Here is an 18,882-nt window from a genome sequence, read left to right on the forward strand (position 1 = left end):
CTCCCTCTTAGACACAGGACCCACCATGACCCTACGCAAGCTTCCCGTCACGATCGTCACGGGCTTTCTCGGCAGCGGCAAGACCACGCTGATGCGCCACATCCTGCAGCATGCAGAAGGCCGCCGCATCGCGGTGATCGTCAACGAATTCGGCGAGCTCGGCATCGACGGCGAAATCCTCAAGGGCTGCGGGATCGGCTGCGAGGATGCCGAGGGCGCCCGCACCGAAGCGTCGGGCCAGCTGTACGAACTCGCGAACGGCTGCCTGTGCTGCACCGTTCAGGAGGAGTTCTATCCGGTGATGGAAGCGCTCGTCGAGCGCCGCGCCGACATCGATCACGTGCTGATCGAGACGTCGGGCCTCGCGCTGCCGAAGCCGCTCGTGCAGGCCTTCAACTGGCCCACGATCCGCAACAGCTTCACGGTCGACGCGGTCGTGACCGTCGTCGACGGGCCGGCCGCCGCGAGCGGCCAGTTCGCCGATAACCCGCAGGCCGTCGACGCGCAGCGCCGCGCCGATCCGAACCTCGACCACGAATCGCCGCTGCATGAACTGTTCGCCGACCAGCTGTCGTCCGCCGATCTCGTGATCGTGAACAAGGCCGACCTCGTCGCCGACGCGCAGTTCGCCGCGGTCGAAGCCGCGATTCGCGAGGAGATCCCGCCGCAGGTGAAGGTCGTGCGCGCGACGCGCGGCGAGCTCGACCTCGCGATGCTGCTCGGCCTCGAATCGGCATCGGAGGAAACGATCCACCTGCGGCACGACCATCACGGCTCGGCCGACGACGGCGATCACGACCATCACCACGACGAATTCGATTCGGTGGTGGTGTCGGGCGACGCGGGCTCGCGCGAGGCGACGATCGCCGCGCTGCAGCGTGTCGTCGAGACGCACACGATCTACCGAGCGAAAGGCTTCGCGGCGCTGCCCGATGCGCCGATGCGGCTCGTGATCCAGGGCGTCGGCCGCCGCTTCGACAGCTATTTCGACCGTCGCTGGCAGGACGGCGAACCGCGTGCGAGCCGCTTCGTGCTGATCGGCGAGGATCTCGACGCGGCCGCGCTGCAGCGCGCGTTCGACGTCGCGTGCGCGGCCGAGCCGCAACAGGCGTAACGCACGATGCATCTGCTGCGCACCACGCCGGGCGGCTTCGTCGACGATACGCAGGGTGTCGTCCGGATCGACCAGCAGCCGGCCGACATCGTGATCCTGAGTTCGGCCGACACGACGCTGTCGCTGCTGGCCAGCGTCGTGCCGAAGCTGCCGGCCGGCTTTCCGAGCGTGCGGCTCGCGAACGTCACGTTCCTGCGGCAGCCGGCGTCGGTCGATTTCTATGTCGACGACGTGCTGCGTCATGCGAAGACGGTCGTGATCGATCATCTGGGCGGCGAAGCGTACTGGCCGTACGGGATCGAACAGGCCGTGTCGCTCGCGTCGAAACGCAGGCAGCAGCTCGCGATGTTCTCGGGCGACCTGCAGGAAGATCCGAACCTCGTCGCGAAGAGCACGGTCGCGCCGGACCTGTGCCGGTTGTGGTGGCGCTATCTGCGCGAAGGCGGGATGCACAACGCCGAAGCGTTGCTGCGCAGCATCGCGTTCCATACGCTCGGGGTCGGCGACGAACCCGAGCTGCCGCGCCCGCTGCCGGCCGCCGCGCTGTATCACCCGGCGCGCGACCCGGCGAGCGTCGACGACTGGCGTCCGCGCTGGACGCCCGGCGCGCCCGTCGTCGCGATCCTGTTCTATCGCGCGCACTGGCAGGCCGCGAACACCGCCGTGTTCGACGCGCTGGCCGATGCGCTCGTGCGCGAAGGGCTCAATCCGCTGCCGATCGCCGTCACGTCATTGAAGGATGCCGTGAGCCGCGAGGTCATCACGCGGCTGTGCGACACGCACGGTGTCGCGCTCGTGCTGAACACCACGGCCTTCGCGGCCGGCGCGATCGACAGCCCCGAGCCCGACGTGCTCGCCGGCGACGCGCCGGTGCTGCAGGTGATCCTGTCCGGCGGCAACCGCGACGCGTGGGTGGCCGACAACCAGGGGCTGCACGCGCGCGACATCGCGATGCACATCGCGTTGCCCGAAGTCGACGGGCGCATCGTCACCCGCGCGGTGAGCTTCAAGGGGCTGGCATATCGTTGTCCGCACACCGAGGTCGACGTCGTGCGCTACCAGCCGGACGCCGAACGGATCGCGTTCGTCGCGGCGCTCGCGCGCGGCTGGTGCCGGCTGCGCACGCTCGACCCTGCCGACAAGCGCATCGCGCTGATCCTCGCGAATTATCCGCAAAGCGAAGGGCGGATCGGCAACGGCGTCGGGCTCGACACGCCGGCGTCCGCGCTGCGCGTGCTGGCGGCGCTGCGCGACGCGGGCTATAGCGTGGCCGACCTGCCGGCCGACGGCGACGCGCTGATCGCGCGGCTCACCGAAGGCGTGACCAACGACCCGGCCGTGCGCGCATTGCGCCCGGCGTTCCAGAGTTTCGCGCTGGCCGATTACATTGCGCATTTCGCGCGACTGCCGGCCGCCGTGCGCGACGCGCTGAACGCACGCTGGGGCCCGCCCGAAGCCGATCCGACGCTGCGGCAGGGGCGCTTCACGATCGCCGGCTGGCGCGCGGGCAACGTGTTCGTCGGCATCCAGCCGTCGCGTTCGCGCGGCGAGAACGACTATGCGAGCTACCACGACGCGGATCTCGTGCCGCCGCACGCGTACCTCGCGTTCTATTTCTGGCTGCGCGATGCGTTCGGCATCGACGCGGTCATCCACCTCGGCAAGCACGGCAACCTCGAATGGCTGCCGGGCAAGAGCGTCGCGCTGTCCGACGCGTGCTGGCCCGACCTGACGCTCGGGCCGCTGCCGCACCTGTATCCGTTTATCGTCAACGATCCGGGCGAGGGCAGCCAGGCGAAGCGCCGCGCGCAGGCGGTGATCATCGATCACCTGATGCCGCCGCTCACGCGCGCGGAAAACTACGGCCCGCTGCAGGATCTCGAACGGCAGGTCGACGAATACTACGAGGCGCTGATGGTCGATGCGCGGCGCGCGAAGCTGCTGCGCAAGACGATCCTCGCGACGATCGCCGAACACCGGCTGCACGACGAACTGAGCGTGTCGCCGCCGCGCGATGCGGGCGACGAAGATGCGCTGCTGACGCGCGTCGACGCGTGGCTGTGCGAATTGAAGGAAGCGCAGATTCGCGACGGGCTGCATGTGTTCGGCGCGTCGCCGGCCGAGCGTCAGCGCCGCGACACGCTGCTCGCGCTCGCGCGCTTTCCGGTCGGCGACGGCAAGGGCGAACGTGCGGGGCTGATCGGCGCGCTCGCGCGCGATCTCGCGCTCGGCGACGATTTCGATCCGCTCGCGGCCGACTGGGCCGCGCCGTGGACGGGCCCGCGGCCGGCCGTGCTGCAGGCGCTCGACACATCGCCGTGGCGCCATGCGGGCGACACGCGCGAGCGGCTCGAACGGCTCGCGCAGCAGTGGCTCGACGGCGTGTGTGCGGCCGGCACGTCCGGCGCTTCCGGGATCGGCACGACGCCGCCCGGCGACTGGCCGCATACGCTCGCCGTCATCGAACGCGTGCGCGCGACGCTGATGCCCGCGCTCGACGCGTGCGGCGGCGAGGAAATGCGCCAGCTGCTGCGCGGGCTCGATGGCCGCTTCGTGCCGCCGGGGCCGAGCGGCTCGCCGTCGCGCGGCCGCCCCGACGTGCTGCCGACGGGCCGCAACTTCTATTCGGTCGATACGCGCGCGGTGCCGACGCAGGCCGCGTGGTCGCTCGGGCTGAAATCCGCGCAGCAGCTGATCGAACGTCATCTGCAGGATCACGGCGACTATCCGCGCGCGATCGGGCTGTCGGTCTGGGGGACGGCCACGATGCGCACCGGCGGCGACGACATCGCGCAGGCGTTCGCGCTCCTCGGCGTGCGGCCGAAATGGGCGCACGGCAGCCATCGCGTGACCGACTTCGAGATCCTGCCGATCGAGATCTTCGACCGGCCGCGCATCGATGTGACGCTGCGCGTGTCCGGCTTCTTCCGCGACGCGTTCCCGAACTTGATGCACCTGTTCGACGCCGCCGTGCAGGCCGTCGCCGCGCTCGACGAGCCGGAGGCCCTGAACCCGATCCGCGCGCGCGTCGAGCGCGAACGCGCAACGTGGATCGAGCGGGGCGTGGCGCCGGACGAAGCGCGACGCCGTGCCGGCTGGCGCGTGTTCGGCGCGCGGCCGGGCAGCTACGGCGCCGGCCTGCAGGACCTGATCGACCAGCGCCACTGGCAGAGCGACGCCGATCTCGCCGATGCGTACCGCCAGTGGGGCGGCCACGCATACGCGCAGAACAGCGCGGGCGAGCCCGCGCCCGACGTGTTCGGCGAGCGGCTCGCGACGATCGACGTGGTCGTGCAGAACCAGGACAGCCGCGAACACGACATCCTCGATTCGAACGACTACTACCAGTTCCAGGGCGGGATGACGGCGGCCGTCCGGCACCTGTCCGGGCAGCAGCCGAGCATCTATCACGGCGACCATGCGAACCCGGCCGCGCCGAAGATGCGCACGCTGCGCGAGGAGATCGCGCGCGTGATCCGCTCGCGCGTCGTCAATCCGAAATGGCTCGACGGCGTCAAGCGCCATGGCTACAAGGGCGCGGCCGAAATGGCCGCGACCGTCGACTACCTGTACGGCTATGACGCGACCGCGCGCGTGCTGTCGGACCACCAGTACGCGCTCGTCGCCGACGCGTACCTGTTCGACGACGACACGCGCGCGTTCCTCGAACGCCACAACCCGAAGGCGCTGCACGGCATCTGCGAACGCTTCGTCGAAGCGATGCAGCGCGGGCTGTGGCAGCAGCCGGGCGACTATCGCGAGCGGATCGAAGCGGTCTGGCTCGACAGCGAACAACTTCAGGAAGGAGGACGGCGATGACCTATCCGACGACGCAGCACGCACGCGCGGTATTCCCGTTCGCGGCGCTGGTCGCGCAGCAACCGCTGCAGCAGGCGCTGCTGCTCGCGGCGATCGACCCGTCGCTCGGCGGCGTGCTCGTCAGCGGGCCGCGCGGCACCGCGAAATCGACCGCCGCGCGCGCGCTCGCCGAGCTGCTGCCCGAAGGGGCATTCGTCACGCTGCCGCTGTCGGCGAGCGACGAGCAGGTCACGGGCACGCTCGATCTCGCGCATGCGCTCGCCGAAAACGGCGTGCGCTTCCGGCCGGGCCTGCTCGCGCGCGCGCATCGCGGCGTGCTGTACGTCGACGAGGTGAACCTGCTCGCCGACGGGCTCGTCGATACGCTGCTCGACGTCGCCGCGAGCGGCGTAAACGTGGTCGAGCGCGATGGCGTGTCGCATGCGCACGACGCGCGCTTCGTGCTGGTCGGCACGATGAACCCCGAGGAAGGCGAACTGCGCCCGCAATTGCTCGACCGCTTCGGGCTGATGGTCGAACTCGCGAACTGCTTCGACGCCGCGCAGCGCGAACAGATCGTGAAGGCGCGCCTCGCGTTCGATCTCGATCCGGATGCGTTTCGCGCACGTCACGCGACGGCACAGCGCGACCTCCGCGACCGCATCCACGCGGCGCGGGCAAAGTTGTCGACGCTGGATTTCGACGATGCGGTTCACGCGCGCGTCAGCGCGCTGTGCATCGACGCGGCCGTCGACGGCCTGCGCGCCGACCTCGTGATGCTGCGCGCCGCGCGCGCACTCGCGGCGCTGGAACAGGCCGACGCGGTGACGGTGTCACATGTCGAACGCGTGGCCGACGCGGTGCTGCGGCATCGGCGTCATGCGGGTGCGCCGCCGTCGTCGGGCGCGTCGCAGTCGAATGCAGAGGGCGGCGGCGACCGCGACGACCCTGCGCCGCCGGACCTGCGCCGGCAGCCCGATCATCGACCGGGCACGGCACGAAACGATGCAATGGCGTCGCAAGGCGACTGGGGCTACCTGCCGCCCGAGCCCGCCGGACTGCGCGACGTGAAAGGCGTGGTGCCGCTGCCGCTAAAAAAACGCTGAGCCATCGAGCCGACGCCGCCGCGAACACCGTTCGCGGTCCTCGATGGCTGCCAGGCGCCGCCGCGCGCGTGCCGGGTACGGTGCGTGCCGGCACGGCCGTTGCATGGCCGGCGACGCTCGCCGCGAAGCGCGGCGGCCCGCTGCACGCCGACCACCTGCGTTTTCGCAAGCAGGCCGGCACGCCGCGCGCACTCCATTGCTTCGTGCTCGACTGTTCGGCGTCGATGCTGTCGCACGAACGGCTCGCGCTCGCGAAAGGGCTGATCGTCGCGTACTTCGACCAGGCCGCGCGCGACCGCGTCGAAACCGCGCTGATCTGTTTCGGCGGCAACGGCGCCGAGCGGCGCTTCGGCCCGGCCGTGCCGCGCTGGTGGAATGCGCGCTGGCTCGATCCGGTGGACGGCGGCGGCGGCACGCCGCTTGCGGACGGCATCGCCGCCGCCGGACACTTGCTCGCCGGCGCCGCACGGCGCACGCCGGACCAGCAGCGCTGGCTGTGGGTGCTGTCCGACGGGCGCACGCGCGAAACACCGCCGAAACCGGCGGCCGCCGATCACGTCGTGTTCGTCGATTTCGACGATGCAGCCGTGCGGATCGGGCAGGGCAGGCGGCTCGCCGATGCATGGGGCGCGCAATGGATGACGGCCGCGTCGCTGTGCCCACGGCTGGCCGGCTGATCCGGTGATCGAGCGCGCGGGCCGGGCGGGCCGGGCGGGCCGATTGCCGGCGCTGCGCTATGATCGCCGTTTCTACTCACCGGAATGCCTTCCATGCAAGTACTCGTCGATGCCGACGCGTGTCCCGCCGTCATCAAGGACATGCTGTTTCGCGCCGCGCGTCGCGCCGAGATCTGCGTGACGCTGGTCGCGAACCAGTTCCTGCGCACGCCGCCGTCGCCGTTCATCAAGGCGTTGCAGGTGCCGGCCGGCTTCGACGTGGCCGATGCGCGGATCGTCGAGCTCGCGGCAGCCGGCGATCTCGTGATCACCGCCGACATCCCGCTGGCCGCCGCCGTCCTCGACAAGGGCGCGCATGCGCTCGACCCGCGCGGCAACTGGTTCAGCCGCGAGAACATCGAGGAGCGCCTGTCGACGCGCGCGATGATGGATCAGCTGCGCAGCGCGGGCATCGACACGGGCGGGCCGGCCCCGTTCAGCGCACGCGACGGCAAGACGTTCGCGTCGCAGCTCGACCGGTTCCTGGCACGCCACGGCAAGCCGTGACACATCAGGCCCCGCGCGTCGATCGTGCGATACGTCACCGGTTTCGCGTCGAACCGTCCGCTACGGCAGAATACGGATGCTGCCCCGGCATCGATGTCGTGGCGCGAACGACCCACCGGAGGGCATGGATGTCACCGACTCAACTTCTCGTTCCAACGTTCACCCAGATGCTGCGCGCGCAATCCGCGTGGCTCGACAAGGCCGTGGCGCACCGGCAGGCCGCCGGCGACGCGCCCGATGCGGTGCTCGCGCTGAAGCTCGCACCCGACATGTATCCGCTTGCCGCCCAGGTGCGGTTTTCGTGTTTCCAGGCGATGGAACCCGTCTACCGGCTGCGCGGCGAACCGCTGCCGGACGCGCTGCTGGCGTTGCGGGAAGCCGGCTGGCATGCCGATGCGCAGCCCGGCACGCTGGGCGACGCGCAGGGCATCCTCGCCGGCACGATCGCGTTCCTCGGCGAACTCGCGCCCGACGCACTCGACGGCGGCGCCGCGCTGCCGATCGCGCTCGCACTGCCGAACGGTATCGCGTTCGACATGACGGGCGAGCAGTACGTGCGCGACTGGGCGCTGCCGCAGTTCTATTTTCATTCGATCGCTGCGTACGCGATCCTGCGCCATCACGGCGTCGAGCTGGGCAAGGCCGACTACGTGCCGCACATGCTGGCCTACGTGCGGCCCGGCACGATTCCGCAGGGTTGAACGGTCGAGCGGACGATCCCGCCGCCGCGCACCGGCATGACACGCGCCCTGTTCATCTGCAGCCGCAATCGGCTGCGCAGCCCGACGGCCGAGGCGGTGTTCGCCGCTTGGCCGGGCGTCGAAACCGACTCCGCGGGCCTCGCTCCCGACGCGGAAACGCGTCTGTCCGCGGAACAGCTCGAATGGGCCGAGATCGTGTTCGTGATGGAACGCGCGCACCAGGCGAAGCTACACGCCCGATTCGGCGCCCGGCTGAAGCAAAAGAAGATCGTCTGTCTCGACATCCCCGATCGCTACGCCTACATGCAGCCCGAGCTGGTCGCACTGCTCGAGCGCAAGGCCGGGCCATTGCTGCGCGCGTGAGCCGCGCGGGCCGGTTCAGCGCGGGCGAAGCGGCCCGTCCGCGAGCGCGGAAAAGCGGTCGAGGTGCAGCAGCTCGATGATCTTGCGGGTCGGCACGCTCGCACGCAGCGTCTCCAGCCGCTCGACGTCGAACCACTTGCAGCGCGCGATCTCGTTGCTCGCGCGTGGCGTCAGGTGTTTCGGCACGTCGGCCACGAACACGTGATGGAGCTTCGTGAGGCCGCCGAACTGCACCGCGTAGTCGAGCGCGAGCCCCTCCAGCCGCGTTTCCTCCGCCAGTTCCCGCTGCGCGGCCTCCAGCGGCGTCTCGCCGCGCCGGATCGTGCCGCCCGGCAGCGACCAGCGCGCCGCGGTACGGGCGACCAGCAGCACGCTGCTGCGCTGGCGGCACACGATCGTGGCGCGTTCCTTGATGCTGACGACGGTATCCGGCCCGGTATTCATGTTCGGCAAAACAAAACTGGTGCTCAATCGTGAAGGGAAATACACGTCGGCCGATCGCCGGGCACGACGGCATGCAAGCCGCCGCGCCGATCATACCGGCCGTTCGTGACAGTTCCGTGCGTTGTCGCGCGCAACGCGGATCACCTCACGCGTGCGTGTCGATCCCCGCGCGCGCCGGCTTTCCGGACCGCCCGTGGCGCTGCTTGTGGACGGTACGCCGGTGGTGATGCGGCGGCGTCACGTGCGGGCGCACCGGCGCGGGTCGTGCCACCGGCGCGGCGGCCCGCGGCTGTAATTGTCCCTCGCCAAAATGGAAGGTCTGGGTTTGCGCGCGGGCGACGCCCAGCGTCGACGCCAGCAGGATGGCCGCGAGCAGCATGCGTTTCATGAAATCTCCGCCTTTCTTCAGTTGAGCACCGTCCGCCAGCTTAGCGAATCGCGGCCCGGCGCGGCAACCGGCCGGCGTTCGGTGGCGTCCCCACTTGCGGCCGGCCGCGTTCTCGGCGCGGCCGCCGGGGCATCTCCTGCTTGACAATGAAATTCTCGAGTGTGAATATAAATTCACACCCAAGAATTATTCTTCGAGTCCGGACAACCGTGCCGCTGCTGTCGGCCCGGCGGAACCGGCGGTCCGATCAACCGGAAGCAGGAGCGAGACGCATGGCGGAACTGAAGCAGCAGGGCGCGTTGGCGGGGTTGCGCATCATCGATCTGTCGCGGGTGCTGGGCGGCCCGTACGCGACGCAGATCCTCGCCGACCACGGCGCGGAGGTGATCAAGGTCGAACCGCCGTCGGGCGACGAGACGCGCACCTGGGGGCCGCCGTTCGACGGCGACACGGCGTCGTATTTCCTCGGCGTGAACCGCAACAAGCTCGGCATCGCGCTCGACCTGACGCAGCCGGCGGATCGCGAGCGGTTGCTCGGCCTGCTCGAGCACGCCGATGCGCTGGTCGAGAACTTCAAGATCGGCACGATGGAGCGCTGGGGCCTCGGCTTCGACACGCTGCACGCGCGCTTTCCGCGCCTCGTCCATTGCCGCGTGTCGGGCTTCGGCGCGGACGGCCCGCTCGGCGGCCTGCCCGGCTACGACGCGGCCGTGCAGGCGCTGGCCGGGCTGATGAGCGTGAACGGCGAGGCGGGCGGCGCGCCGCTACGCGTCGGCGTGCCGATCGTCGATCTCGTCACCGGGCTGAACGCGGCGCTCGGCGTGCTGATGGCGCTGCGCGAACGCGATGCGAGCGGGCGCGGCCAGTTCGTCGAAGCGACGCTGTTCGACTGCGCGCTGTCGATCCTGCATCCGCATACGCCGAATTTCTTCCATTCCGGGAAGGCGCCGGCGCGCACCGGCAACGCGCATCCGAACATCACGCCGTACGACAGTTTTCCGACCGCGAGCGTCGACATCTTTCTCGCGGTCGGCAACAACGGGCAGTTCGCCGCGCTGTGCGACGTGCTCGGCACGCGCGACTGGCCCGCCGATCCGCGCTTCGCCGACAACCGCGCGCGCAGCGCGAACCGCGCCGCGTTGCGCGCGCTGCTCGAAACGGCGCTGGCCGCGCACGACGGCGCGGCGCTCGCCGAGCAGCTGATGCGCCGCGGTGTGCCGTGCGCGCCGGTGCTCGGGCTCGATGCGGCGCTCGACCATCCGCACGTCGCGCATCGGCAGATGAAGGTCGAACTGGGCCGGCATCGCGGCATCGCGTCGCCGATCAAGCTCGGCCGCACACCGGCCACGTACCGGCGGCCGCCGCCGGCGCTGAACGAACACGCGGCTCAGGTGTTTGCCGAGGATGCATGCGACGCCGCCCACGCCAACGACACCAACGACAACGCCGGCCGCACGCGCCGCAACTGACACGCCTGGCGGCCGGCGGCCGTGCGAAGGCGCCCGACGCCGCCGCACGCCCGCACGCCGCTTCGGACATCGCGCCGCACCGCGCCCGACGCGCGCCGGCGCCAGAGGAGACACATCATGCTCGCATGGATCGGCGCGATCGCGATCGTCGCGCTGTTCGGCCTGATCATCACGAAGCGGCTGTCGCCGCTCGTCGCACTGATCGTCGTGCCGGTGGCCGCGTCGCTCGCGGCCGGCTTCGGACTCTCGACCGGCACGTTCATCGTGCGCGGCGTGCAGAACATCGGCCCGATCGCCGGGATGTTCGTTTTTGCGATTCTATTTTTCGGAATCCTCACCGATGCGGGGATGCTCGACCCGATCATCGCGGGCGTGCTGCGCGTGATCGGCTGCCATCCGCCGCGCATCGTGACGGGCTCGGCGCTGCTCGCGCTGCTGATCCACCTGGACGGCTCGGGCGCCGTCACGTTTCTCGTCACGCTGCCCGCGATGATGCCGCTCTATACGCGGCTCGGCATGGACCGGCGGATTCTCGCGTGCGTCGCGTCGATGGCGGCCGGGGTCAACTTCCTGCCATGGGTCGGGCCGATGCTGCGCGCGTCGGCGGCCTTGCACATTCCCGGCTCGGCGATCTTCATGCCGATGATCCCGGTGCAGATCGTCGGGCTCGCGTTCGTGTTCGGCACCGCCTACATGCTCGGCGTGCGCGAGGCCAAGCGGCTCGGGCTCGATCGCGCCGGCGCGGCGTCGCTCGCGGTCGCGCCGCGCGAGCTGACCGACGCCGAGCGCGTGCTGCGCCGGCCCGGCCGCTTCCGGATCAACCTGGCGCTGACGCTCGTCGTGCTCGGCACGCTGGTGTCAGGCATCGTCGACCCGATGGTGATGTTCATGCTCGGCACGGTCGCCGCGCTCGTCATCAACTATCCGGACGTGCAGGCGCAGCGCGAGCGGATCGACGCGCACGCGAAGGCCGCGCTGATGATGGCGAGCGTGCTGCTCGCGGCCGGCGCGTTCACCGGGATCATGTCCGGCACCGGGATGCTGAAGGCGATGGCCGAGGTCGTCGTCGCGCACGTGCCGGTCGAGCATGCGCGCCACATGCCGTTCGTGCTCGGCCTGCTGTCGATGCCGCTCAGCCTGCTGTTCGATCCCGATTCGTTCTACTTCGGCGTGCTGCCGGTGCTCGCGGAAAGCGCGAAGCTGCTCGGCGTACCGCCGATCCAGATGGCGCAGGCCGCGCTGCTCGGCCAGATGACCACCGGGTTCCCGGTCAGTCCGCTCACGCCCGCGACGTTCCTGATCGTCGGCCTGACCGGCGTCGAGCTGGCCGAGCACCAGAAGTTCACGATCCCGTTCCTGTTCGCCGCCACCGTGCTGATGGTCTTCGCCGCGGTCGTGGCGGGCGTGTTTCCGTTGTGAGCGTCCGCGTGCCTGTCGCGCCGCGCCGGCCGCCACCGACACCCCTCGAAGGCCGACATCGTCTCGAGCGCGGCGCGGCCGTTCACGTTTCCTGGAGAGCAATCCATGCAGTTCGACCTGACCGACGACCAGCGCGCGATCGAAAGCGCGATCGAGAAAATCTGCGAACGCTTCGGCGACGATTACTGGCTCGAGCGCGATCGCGCGGGCGGATTTCCGTCCGACTTTCACGCGGCGCTCGCCGAGGCCGGCTGGCTCGGCATCGCGATGGATCCGGCCCACGGCGGCGCCGGGCTCGGGATGACCGAGGCCGCGCTGATGATGCGCACGATCAGCGCGTCGGGCGCCGGCCTGTCGGGTGCCTCGGCCGTCCACATGAACATCTTCGGGCTGAACCCGGTGCAGGTGTTCGGCAACGACGCGCAGAAGGCGCGCTTCCTGCCGCCGCTGATCGCCGGGCGCGACAAGGCCTGCTTCGCGGTGACCGAGCCCGACGCCGGCCTCGACACGACGCACCTGAGCACGCAGGCGCGCCGCGACGGCGACCACTACGTGCTGAGCGGACGCAAGATCTGGATCTCGACCGCGCAGGTCGCGAACAAGATGCTGATCATTGCGCGCACGACGCCGCTCGACCAGGTCGCGAAGCCGACCGACGGCTTGAGCCTGTTCTACACCGACCTCGACCGTGCGCGCGTCGAGGTGCGCGAGATCGAGAAAATGGGCCGCAAGGCCGTCGATTCGAACATGCTGTTCATCGACAACCTGCGCGTGCCGCGCGACGACCTGATCGGCAACGAAGGCGACGGCTTCCGCTACCTGCTGCACGGGCTGAACCCCGAGCGGATCCTGATCGCCGCCGAGGCGATCGGCCTCGGTCAGGCCGCGCTGCGACGCGCGACGCAGTATGCGTGCGAGCGCGTCGTGTTCGGCCGGCCGATCGGGCAGAACCAGTCGATCCAGCATCCGCTCGCGCAGGCGTGGATGCAGCTCGAGGCCGCGTGGCTGATGGTGATGAAGGCCGCGACGCGCTACGACGCGGGGCAGCCGTGCGGCGCGGAGGCGAACGCCGCGAAGTACCTCGGCGCGGAAGCCGCGTTCCAGGCCTGCCAGACGGCGATCGCGACGCACGGCGGGATGGGCTATGCGAAGGAATACCATGTCGAGCGCTACCTGCGCGAGTGTATGATTCCGAGGCTCGCGCCCGTGAGTCCGCAACTGATCCTGTGCTACATCGCGGAGAAGGTGCTCGGGCTGCCGAAGTCGTACTGACACGCGGCGGCTCGCCCGGCGCGCGTTTCCCGTTCCGAATCAAGCGCTCGTCATGGACGTCAAACTCGTTGCCCGCACGCTCGATCTCTTCGAGCTGTTCGCCGCCGAACGGCGGCCGCTGCCGCTCACCGAACTCGCGCGCCTGCTCAACGTGCCGGCGTCGAGCTGCCTGGCGATGGCGCGCACGCTCGTGAGCCGCGGCTATCTGTACGAGGTGCGCAAGCGCGGCGGCTACTATCCGACGCGGCGCCTGCAGACGATCGCCGCCGCGATCGACGCGACCGATCCCGTCGTCGACATCGTGCATCCGCGTCTCGTCGCGCTGCGCGACGCGAGCCGCGAGACGGCCGTGCTCGGCAAGATCCAGGGCGCGTCGGTCACGTATCTCGACGTCGTCGAGTCGGAGCAGGCGATCCGCTATACGCGCCAGCCGGGCGAGCTGCGCCCGCTGCATGCGAACTCGATCGGCAAGGCGATCTTCGCGGAACTCGCGAGCGATGCGCAGCAGGCGCTCGGCGCGCAGTTGTCGTTCGAGCGCTTCACCGATGCGACGGTGGCCGACCTGCCGGCGCTCGTCGCGCAAACCACGCGGTTTCGCGAACTCGGCTGGGCCGAGAACTTCGGCGAGAGCGCGCCCGAGCTGTCGGCGATCGCGGTCGCGCTGACGCTCGACGGCGACTGGTACGGGCTGTCGGTCGTCGGGCCGACCGAGCGGATCCGCCAGCATCGCGACACGCATGCAGCGCTGCTGGTCGATGCGAAGGCGCGGCTGCTGGCCGAGCAGGGGCGCGGGTAGCAAAGGCCGCGAAGCGGGGCGGGGCGCCTGCTTCGCTTCGCGTCCGTTCGCCGCGATGGCGAATGCCGGATAGCGACCGGGAACGGCCGCATCGCATCACGTGCCGGTACGCCGCTCGCCGTCGAGCTTCCCGAAGGTCGCTGCGAACGCGTACGGCTGCCGCGCGATATCCGGGCAGCTCGACGCCCGAACCACGCCACCGCCCCGGCCAGCAAGGCTGGACTGTGGCTCAATCCGCATCAAAGTTCAGCGATACCAGCGCGGCGTATACACCCACTCACGCCCGTCGCCGATCGCGAAACGCCGCGTCGTCGACGAACCGACGATCACCATCGTGCGCATGTCCACCTGATCGCTGCGCAGCGCGCCGAGCGTCGTCGTCGCGAGCGTCGCGCCGGGCCGGCCGATGTCGCGGCCGAGCACGACGACCGTATCGGCCGCGCGGTGCGCACGCACCGCATCGAGCGCACGATCGAGCTGCCACGGCCGAGCACGCGAGATCGGGTTGTAGAACGCCATCACGAGATCGGCCTGGGCCGCATGCCGCAGGCGCGTCTCGATCACGTCCCACGGCTTCAGGTTGTCCGACAGCGAGATCGCGCAGAAATCGTGGCCGAGCGGTGCGCCGGCCTGCGCGGCGGTCGCGAGCGATGCCGATACGCCGGGTTCGATGCGCAGTTCGACCGCGGCCCAGCGCGGATCGCGCGCTTCGTCGAGGGCTTCGAGCACGGCCGCGGCCATCGCGAACACGCCGGGATCGCCCGACGACACGACCGCGACGCGCCGGCCCTCGGCCGCCAGTTCGAACGCATGACGCGCACGCTGCATTTCCTCGCGATTGTCGGTGCCGTGCACGCGCTGCTCCGCGCGGAACGGGCCGGCCATCGTCACGTAGGTCGTATAGCCGAGGATATCGGTGGCGTCCGCGAGCGCGCTGCGCGCCGCGGGCGTGAGCCATGCGGCGTCGCCGGGGCCGAGGCCGAGCACCGTCAGGCGGCCGCGTGCACGGCCGAGCGTGGCGGGATCGACGGGCTCGGCAGCGACCGCGCACGCGAGGCCATCGGTCGCTGCGCGCAGCGTATGCGCGACGCGCAACGTGCGGGCGAGCAGGGTGGCGGCAGCGGTGTTGCCAGCGCGGGCCTTATCACCATCACCATCGCCTTCGACATCGGCGAAGCGCAGCGGCACCTCCAGCATCCGTGCGGCGGCTTCGACCCGTGCATCGCCGAGCAACGTCGCCGGTGCGACGAGCGCGGCAAGCGCCAGCCGCGCGAGGCCGTGCGTGTCGAGCAGCGCGTCGATGCGTTCGGCAAGCGACGGCGCCGCATCGGCCCGCACGCCGCGCGCATCGACGCCGACCACCACGCTGCGCGGATGGATCACGAGTTCGTCCCGCGCGCCGCGCCACGCATCGGGCGTCACGCGGATCGCATGCGCGGCCGCGCCGTCGCGCGGCAGCGCGACATCGTCGAGCCACGGCGCCGCGCCGTCGACGCGCGTGGCCGCGCCCGCGAGCAGGTCGGACACGAAGCGCTTGCCTTGCTGGAGATCGGCGAGCGCATAGCCGTCGGGCGGGTTGAGCACGCATGCGCCGAAGCGCAGTTCGCCGCTCGTGGTGATCGCCGGCGCGACGCCGAGGCATTCGGCGATTTCGCGCGCGATCACGTTGACGCCCGTCAGCCCGCCGAGCAGCGGCACGACGGCCGACCCGTCTTCCGCGACCGCGAGTACCGGCGGTTCGACACCCTTGTCGGCGAGTGCCGGCGCGACGCAACGGATCACGATGCCGGCCGCGCACAGCGCGACGATCGGCAAGCCGCGCGCGTAGAGTTCGCGCAGGTGCGCGCCGAGTTCGTCGAACGACACGTCGGCCTCGACGCGCGACGCGAGCCCGTGCACGGCGGCGCCCGGATAACGCGCCTGGATGCGCCGCGCGGTATCGAGCGCGCCCGCGCCGAGAATCACGATCGCGGGCGGAGTCGTCATCCTTGCCATTTTTCCCCCGGGACGACGAGCAGCGAGAAATACGGCGACGCCATCGGATCGACTTCGTCGAGCGGCACGATGCGCTGGGCCGCCATCGTCGCGCGCTCGACGTACAGCGCGCGCTTCGCGAGCCCCAGTTCGTCGAGCACGCGCCGCACCTTGTCGAAGTTGCGGCCGAGCTTCATCACGACGGCCGCGTCGGCCTGCGCGAGCCGCGCGCGCAATTCGTCCTCCGGCAGCACGCCGGACAGCACCGACAGGCTCTGGTTGCGATAGACGAGCGGCTGGCCGAGCACGGCCGTGCCGCCGAGCATCGCGCACACGCCCGGGATCACTTCGGTGTCGTAGCGCGGCGCGAGGCGATCGTGCAGGTACATGTACGACCCGTAGAAGAACGGGTCGCCTTCGCAGATCACCGCGACGTCGCGCCCGGCATCGAGATGCGACGCGACGATCTCGGCCGCCGTGTCGTAGAAGTCGGCAATCACGGTCTCGTAGCAAAGCGGCGGCGCCAGCGCCTCGGTCGTCACCGGATAGACGAGCGGCAATTGCGTCTGCGCGTCGCGCAGGTGCGCCTCGACGATTCCGTACGCATTGCCCTTCTTGCCCTTCGCGACGAAATACGCGACCACCGGCGCGGCCTGCAGCACGCGCAGCGCCTTGATCGTCATCAGTTCAGGATCGCCTGGGCCGACGCCGACCCCGAACAGGCGTCCGCGCGGGGCCGTCATTCGGCCTCCGTCGCGAGTGCGTTGACCGCGGCGGCCGCCATCGCGCTGCCGCCGCGCCGGCCGAGCAGCGCGACGTACGGCACGCCGCGGCTGTCGGCGTCGAGCGCCGCCTTCGATTCGGCCGCGCCGATGAAGCCGACCGGAAAGCCGAGGATCAACGCGGGACGCGGCGCACCGGCGTCGATCATGTCGAGCAGGTGGAACAGCGCGGTCGGCGCATTGCCGATCACGACGACGCTGCCGGCCAGATGCGGGCGCCACAGTTCGAGCGCCGCGGCCGAGCGGGTGTTGCCGAGATGCCGCGCGAGGTCGGGTACTTCCGGTTCGCCGAGCGTGCAGATCACGCGATTGCCGGCCGGCAGCCGCGCGCGCGTGATGCCTTCGGCAACCATCTTCGCGTCGCACAGGATCGGCGCGCCGGCCGCGAGCGCCATACGGCCCGCCGTGCCGGCGCCGGCCGAGAAGCGCAGGTCGTAGGTGACATCGACCATCCCGCACGCGTGGATCACGCGCACCGCGAGTTTCTCGAGATCGGGCGGAACCTGCGACAGGTCGGCCTCGGCGCGGATCGTCGCGAACGACTGGCGGTAGATTTCCTGCCCGTCGCGAATGTAGTCAAGCATCGGTGGTGTCCTGGCTGTGGCGCGCGCCCGTCAGTCGGGCCGCGGCCTGGTCAATCGTCAGATGGCGCGCGAGCGGGGCGCCGAGGCCCGCGGCGGCGTCGCGCCGGTAAAGGTCGTAGCGCGCGGGCGCGACCGCGACGAGCGTATGCGTCGCGGGGTGCGGCAGCGCACAGTGGCGCTCGCAGCCGGTCAGGTGCACGTCGACCGGATGGCCGACGCGCGCGGCCAGCGCGAGCGCATCGCGTTTCGTATCGGCACGCGACTTCGCGCAGCCCGCGCTGCCGGTGCAGGCGACCAGCGCCGCCAGCGGGTCGGATGTCGTGCACACGAGCCCGAGCGACGCCAGCGCGTCGAGCACGGCCGGCGCACGTTCGTGCCGCACGCCGTGCACGAACACGCCTTGCCACGGCGTCATCGACAGCGTGCCGTCGCCGTCGGCGTCGGCCAGTGCCGCGAGCCGTTCCAGTTGCGACGCGTCGAGCCGGCCGAGCACGAACTGCGCGCCGATGCTGCAGCGATCCGCGTCGCGCGACGGCCGTGCGCCGAAACGCAGCGCGGCATCCGCTTGCGTGCGCCGCCAGCCGGCCAGTGCCGGATCGGCTTCGAGCGGGAACGGTACGTAATGCTGCGCACGCTCGCGCAACGCGCGTGCGCCGCCGGTCGCGAGCCACGCGCGCATCCGCGTGACGTCGGCCGGCGCGAGATCGAGGAACGCCAGCAGCAACGCGCGCACGAGCGCGACCGCCTGGTCCGGCGCCACGTCGAACGCGGCGGGCGGATCGCCGGGCGCGACCGGCGGACAGCCGGCCAGGCCCGCGGCGATGCGGACCGCGCCGTCGCCGCGACGCCACGCGGCGAGCCAGATGTCGTGCGGATGATCGAGCGCCGCGACCGATTCGCCGCCGTCGAGCTGGATCGAGAATTTCGGCGACAGTTCGCCGCGGCGCGGCTCGTGCGTCAGCATGTCGAGCAGCGCAAGCGCGAGTGTGCGGCTGTCGAGCAGCGCGTCGGGATCGCGCCCCGCAAGCGGGCTGAGCATCAGGTTGCGGACGTCGTCGCTTGCGGCGAGCGCGGCGCGGTCGTCAGCGGCCTCGCCCGCGTTGATGCGTGGGCCCAGGCCCGCGTCGAGCAACGCGTCGACCAGCGTATCGGCCGTGCCGTCGCGAATGCCGCGCAACTGGAGATTCGCGCGATTGGTCGCGTCGATCGCGCCGGAGCCGCAGGCACGCGCGACGGCGGCGATCGCGCGCGCCTGCCGCGCGTCGAGCCGGCCGCCCGGCAGCTTGATCCGGCACAGCCCGCCGTCGGCGGCCGCGACGACGCGCACGAGCCCCGGGCAAGCCGAAGGGCGCACGACGGGCGAAGCAGGATTCGAATCGGGGGCGGATCTCAACGGGATACCGGGACAGTGTCGCGCCGCGGCCAACGCATCGGTACACCCCGCCCGAC

The 18,882-nt window shown here is 70.7% G+C and carries 17 protein-coding genes; 11 read left to right on the forward strand and 6 right to left on the reverse strand.

The genetic code is table 11. The annotated features are described in order from the left end of the window. Positions 1-25 precede the first annotated feature (25 nt). The 7 genes from cobW to DIE12_RS13155 all read left to right on the forward strand — a co-directional run bounded on the left by cobW (position 26) and on the right by DIE12_RS13155 (position 8,305). Positions 26-1,114, forward strand: a complete 1,089-nt coding sequence (gene cobW, locus DIE12_RS13125) for a cobalamin biosynthesis protein CobW (protein ID WP_124521788.1) — start codon at positions 26-28, stop codon at positions 1,112-1,114. A 6-nt stretch (positions 1,115-1,120) separates the two neighbouring features. Beyond that, the gene (cobN, locus tag DIE12_RS13130; RefSeq protein WP_124521787.1) at positions 1,121-4,933 is read left to right on the forward strand and encodes a cobaltochelatase subunit CobN; all 3,813 of its coding nucleotides are present in this window, start codon (positions 1,121-1,123) and stop codon (positions 4,931-4,933) included. Continuing rightward, positions 4,930-6,018: an ATP-binding protein gene (locus tag DIE12_RS13135; RefSeq protein WP_124521786.1), complete on the forward strand. Its 1,089-nt coding sequence runs from the start codon at positions 4,930-4,932 to the stop codon at positions 6,016-6,018. The genes cobN and DIE12_RS13135 overlap by 4 nt, the downstream gene beginning before the upstream one ends. A 68-nt stretch (positions 6,019-6,086) precedes the next feature. Beyond that, positions 6,087-6,695, forward strand: a complete 609-nt coding sequence (locus DIE12_RS13140) for a VWA domain-containing protein (protein WP_124521785.1) — start codon at positions 6,087-6,089, stop codon at positions 6,693-6,695. Between the two features lie 93 nt (positions 6,696-6,788). Continuing rightward, a complete protein-coding gene (locus tag DIE12_RS13145) occupies positions 6,789-7,241 on the forward strand; it encodes a YaiI/YqxD family protein (protein ID WP_124521783.1) in 453 nt (150 codons plus the stop codon). 128 nt (positions 7,242-7,369) lie between these two features. Then, positions 7,370-7,942, forward strand: coding sequence for a DUF1993 family protein (locus tag DIE12_RS13150; protein ID WP_124485500.1), 573 nt, complete (start codon positions 7,370-7,372; stop codon positions 7,940-7,942). Positions 7,943-7,978: 36 nt separating this feature from the next. Further along, positions 7,979-8,305 carry a low molecular weight protein tyrosine phosphatase family protein gene (locus DIE12_RS13155; RefSeq protein ID WP_124485499.1) on the forward strand — a complete coding sequence of 109 codons (327 nt, stop codon included), beginning with the start codon at positions 7,979-7,981 and terminating at the stop codon, positions 8,303-8,305. Positions 8,306-8,320: 15 nt separating this feature from the next. On the opposite strand, the gene DIE12_RS13160 is transcribed toward DIE12_RS13155, so the two are convergent. Together DIE12_RS13160 and DIE12_RS13165 are read right to left on the reverse strand one after the other, a co-directional pair. Continuing rightward, complete coding sequence (locus tag DIE12_RS13160) at positions 8,321-8,749, reverse strand: NUDIX hydrolase (RefSeq protein WP_124521781.1); 429 nt, start codon at positions 8,747-8,749, stop codon at positions 8,321-8,323. A 145-nt stretch (positions 8,750-8,894) separates the two neighbouring features. Continuing rightward, complete coding sequence (locus DIE12_RS13165) at positions 8,895-9,137, reverse strand: hypothetical protein (RefSeq protein WP_124521779.1); 243 nt, start codon at positions 9,135-9,137, stop codon at positions 8,895-8,897. Positions 9,138-9,409: 272 nt separating this feature from the next. Between DIE12_RS13165 and DIE12_RS13170 the strand changes: the two genes are divergently transcribed. From DIE12_RS13170 to DIE12_RS13185, 4 genes are all read left to right on the forward strand, one after another. Beyond that, positions 9,410-10,606 (forward strand): CaiB/BaiF CoA-transferase family protein, encoded by a 1,197-nt coding sequence (locus DIE12_RS13170; RefSeq protein WP_124521777.1) that lies wholly within the window; start codon positions 9,410-9,412, stop codon positions 10,604-10,606. Between the two features lie 117 nt (positions 10,607-10,723). Continuing rightward, on the forward strand, positions 10,724-12,025 hold the full coding sequence (locus DIE12_RS13175; RefSeq protein WP_124520779.1) for a CitMHS family transporter: 1,302 nt from the start codon (positions 10,724-10,726) through the stop codon (positions 12,023-12,025). A 105-nt stretch (positions 12,026-12,130) separates the two neighbouring features. Beyond that, complete coding sequence (locus DIE12_RS13180; RefSeq protein WP_124485495.1) at positions 12,131-13,297, forward strand: acyl-CoA dehydrogenase family protein; 1,167 nt, start codon at positions 12,131-12,133, stop codon at positions 13,295-13,297. A gap of 52 nt (positions 13,298-13,349) precedes the next feature. After that, a complete protein-coding gene (locus tag DIE12_RS13185; RefSeq protein ID WP_124520777.1) occupies positions 13,350-14,093 on the forward strand; it encodes an IclR family transcriptional regulator in 744 nt (247 codons plus the stop codon). 246 nt (positions 14,094-14,339) lie between these two features. Here DIE12_RS13185 and cobJ read toward each other — a convergent pair whose 3' ends face one another. The 4 genes from cobJ to cobG are packed head-to-tail and all read right to left on the reverse strand — an operon-like array spanning position 14,340 to position 18,787. Continuing rightward, complete coding sequence (gene cobJ / locus DIE12_RS13190) at positions 14,340-16,079, reverse strand: precorrin-3B C(17)-methyltransferase (RefSeq protein WP_124521774.1); 1,740 nt, start codon at positions 16,077-16,079, stop codon at positions 14,340-14,342. Further along, entirely contained in the window at positions 16,076-16,810 is a 735-nt protein-coding gene (locus tag DIE12_RS13195; protein WP_044843548.1) for a precorrin-2 C(20)-methyltransferase, read from the reverse strand. Before DIE12_RS13195 ends, cobJ begins: the two co-directional genes overlap by 4 nt. Then, positions 16,807-17,433, reverse strand: a complete 627-nt coding sequence (locus tag DIE12_RS13200) for a precorrin-8X methylmutase (RefSeq protein ID WP_044843547.1) — start codon at positions 17,431-17,433, stop codon at positions 16,807-16,809. Before DIE12_RS13200 ends, DIE12_RS13195 begins: the two co-directional genes overlap by 4 nt. Further along, a complete protein-coding gene (gene cobG / locus DIE12_RS13205) occupies positions 17,426-18,787 on the reverse strand; it encodes a precorrin-3B synthase (protein ID WP_260426909.1) in 1,362 nt (453 codons plus the stop codon). Before cobG ends, DIE12_RS13200 begins: the two co-directional genes overlap by 8 nt. Between the last annotated feature and the right edge of the window lie 95 nt (positions 18,788-18,882).

Origin of the sequence: Burkholderia sp. Bp9015, from assembly GCF_003853505.1 — a bacterium.
In the GTDB taxonomy this organism is placed as follows: domain Bacteria; phylum Pseudomonadota; class Gammaproteobacteria; order Burkholderiales; family Burkholderiaceae; genus Burkholderia.

Coding starts and splice junctions, on each gene's coding strand:
- DIE12_RS13145 (WP_124521783.1), top strand. CDS start 6,789: ATGCAAGTACTCGTCGATGCCGACGCGTGTCCCGCCGTCATCAAGGAC.
- DIE12_RS13200 (WP_044843547.1), bottom strand. CDS start 17,433: ATGCTTGACTACATTCGCGACGGGCAGGAAATCTACCGCCAGTCGTTC.
- DIE12_RS13135 (WP_124521786.1), top strand. CDS start 4,930: ATGACCTATCCGACGACGCAGCACGCACGCGCGGTATTCCCGTTCGCG.
- DIE12_RS13175 (WP_124520779.1), top strand. CDS start 10,724: ATGCTCGCATGGATCGGCGCGATCGCGATCGTCGCGCTGTTCGGCCTG.
- DIE12_RS13160 (WP_124521781.1), bottom strand. CDS start 8,749: ATGAATACCGGGCCGGATACCGTCGTCAGCATCAAGGAACGCGCCACG.
- DIE12_RS13180 (WP_124485495.1), top strand. CDS start 12,131: ATGCAGTTCGACCTGACCGACGACCAGCGCGCGATCGAAAGCGCGATC.
- DIE12_RS13185 (WP_124520777.1), top strand. CDS start 13,350: ATGGACGTCAAACTCGTTGCCCGCACGCTCGATCTCTTCGAGCTGTTC.
- cobJ (WP_124521774.1), bottom strand. CDS start 16,079: ATGACGACTCCGCCCGCGATCGTGATTCTCGGCGCGGGCGCGCTCGAT.
- cobW (WP_124521788.1), top strand. CDS start 26: ATGACCCTACGCAAGCTTCCCGTCACGATCGTCACGGGCTTTCTCGGC.
- DIE12_RS13195 (WP_044843548.1), bottom strand. CDS start 16,810: ATGACGGCCCCGCGCGGACGCCTGTTCGGGGTCGGCGTCGGCCCAGGC.
- DIE12_RS13155 (WP_124485499.1), top strand. CDS start 7,979: ATGACACGCGCCCTGTTCATCTGCAGCCGCAATCGGCTGCGCAGCCCG.
- cobN (WP_124521787.1), top strand. CDS start 1,121: ATGCATCTGCTGCGCACCACGCCGGGCGGCTTCGTCGACGATACGCAG.
- DIE12_RS13165 (WP_124521779.1), bottom strand. CDS start 9,137: ATGAAACGCATGCTGCTCGCGGCCATCCTGCTGGCGTCGACGCTGGGC.
- DIE12_RS13150 (WP_124485500.1), top strand. CDS start 7,370: ATGTCACCGACTCAACTTCTCGTTCCAACGTTCACCCAGATGCTGCGC.
- DIE12_RS13170 (WP_124521777.1), top strand. CDS start 9,410: ATGGCGGAACTGAAGCAGCAGGGCGCGTTGGCGGGGTTGCGCATCATC.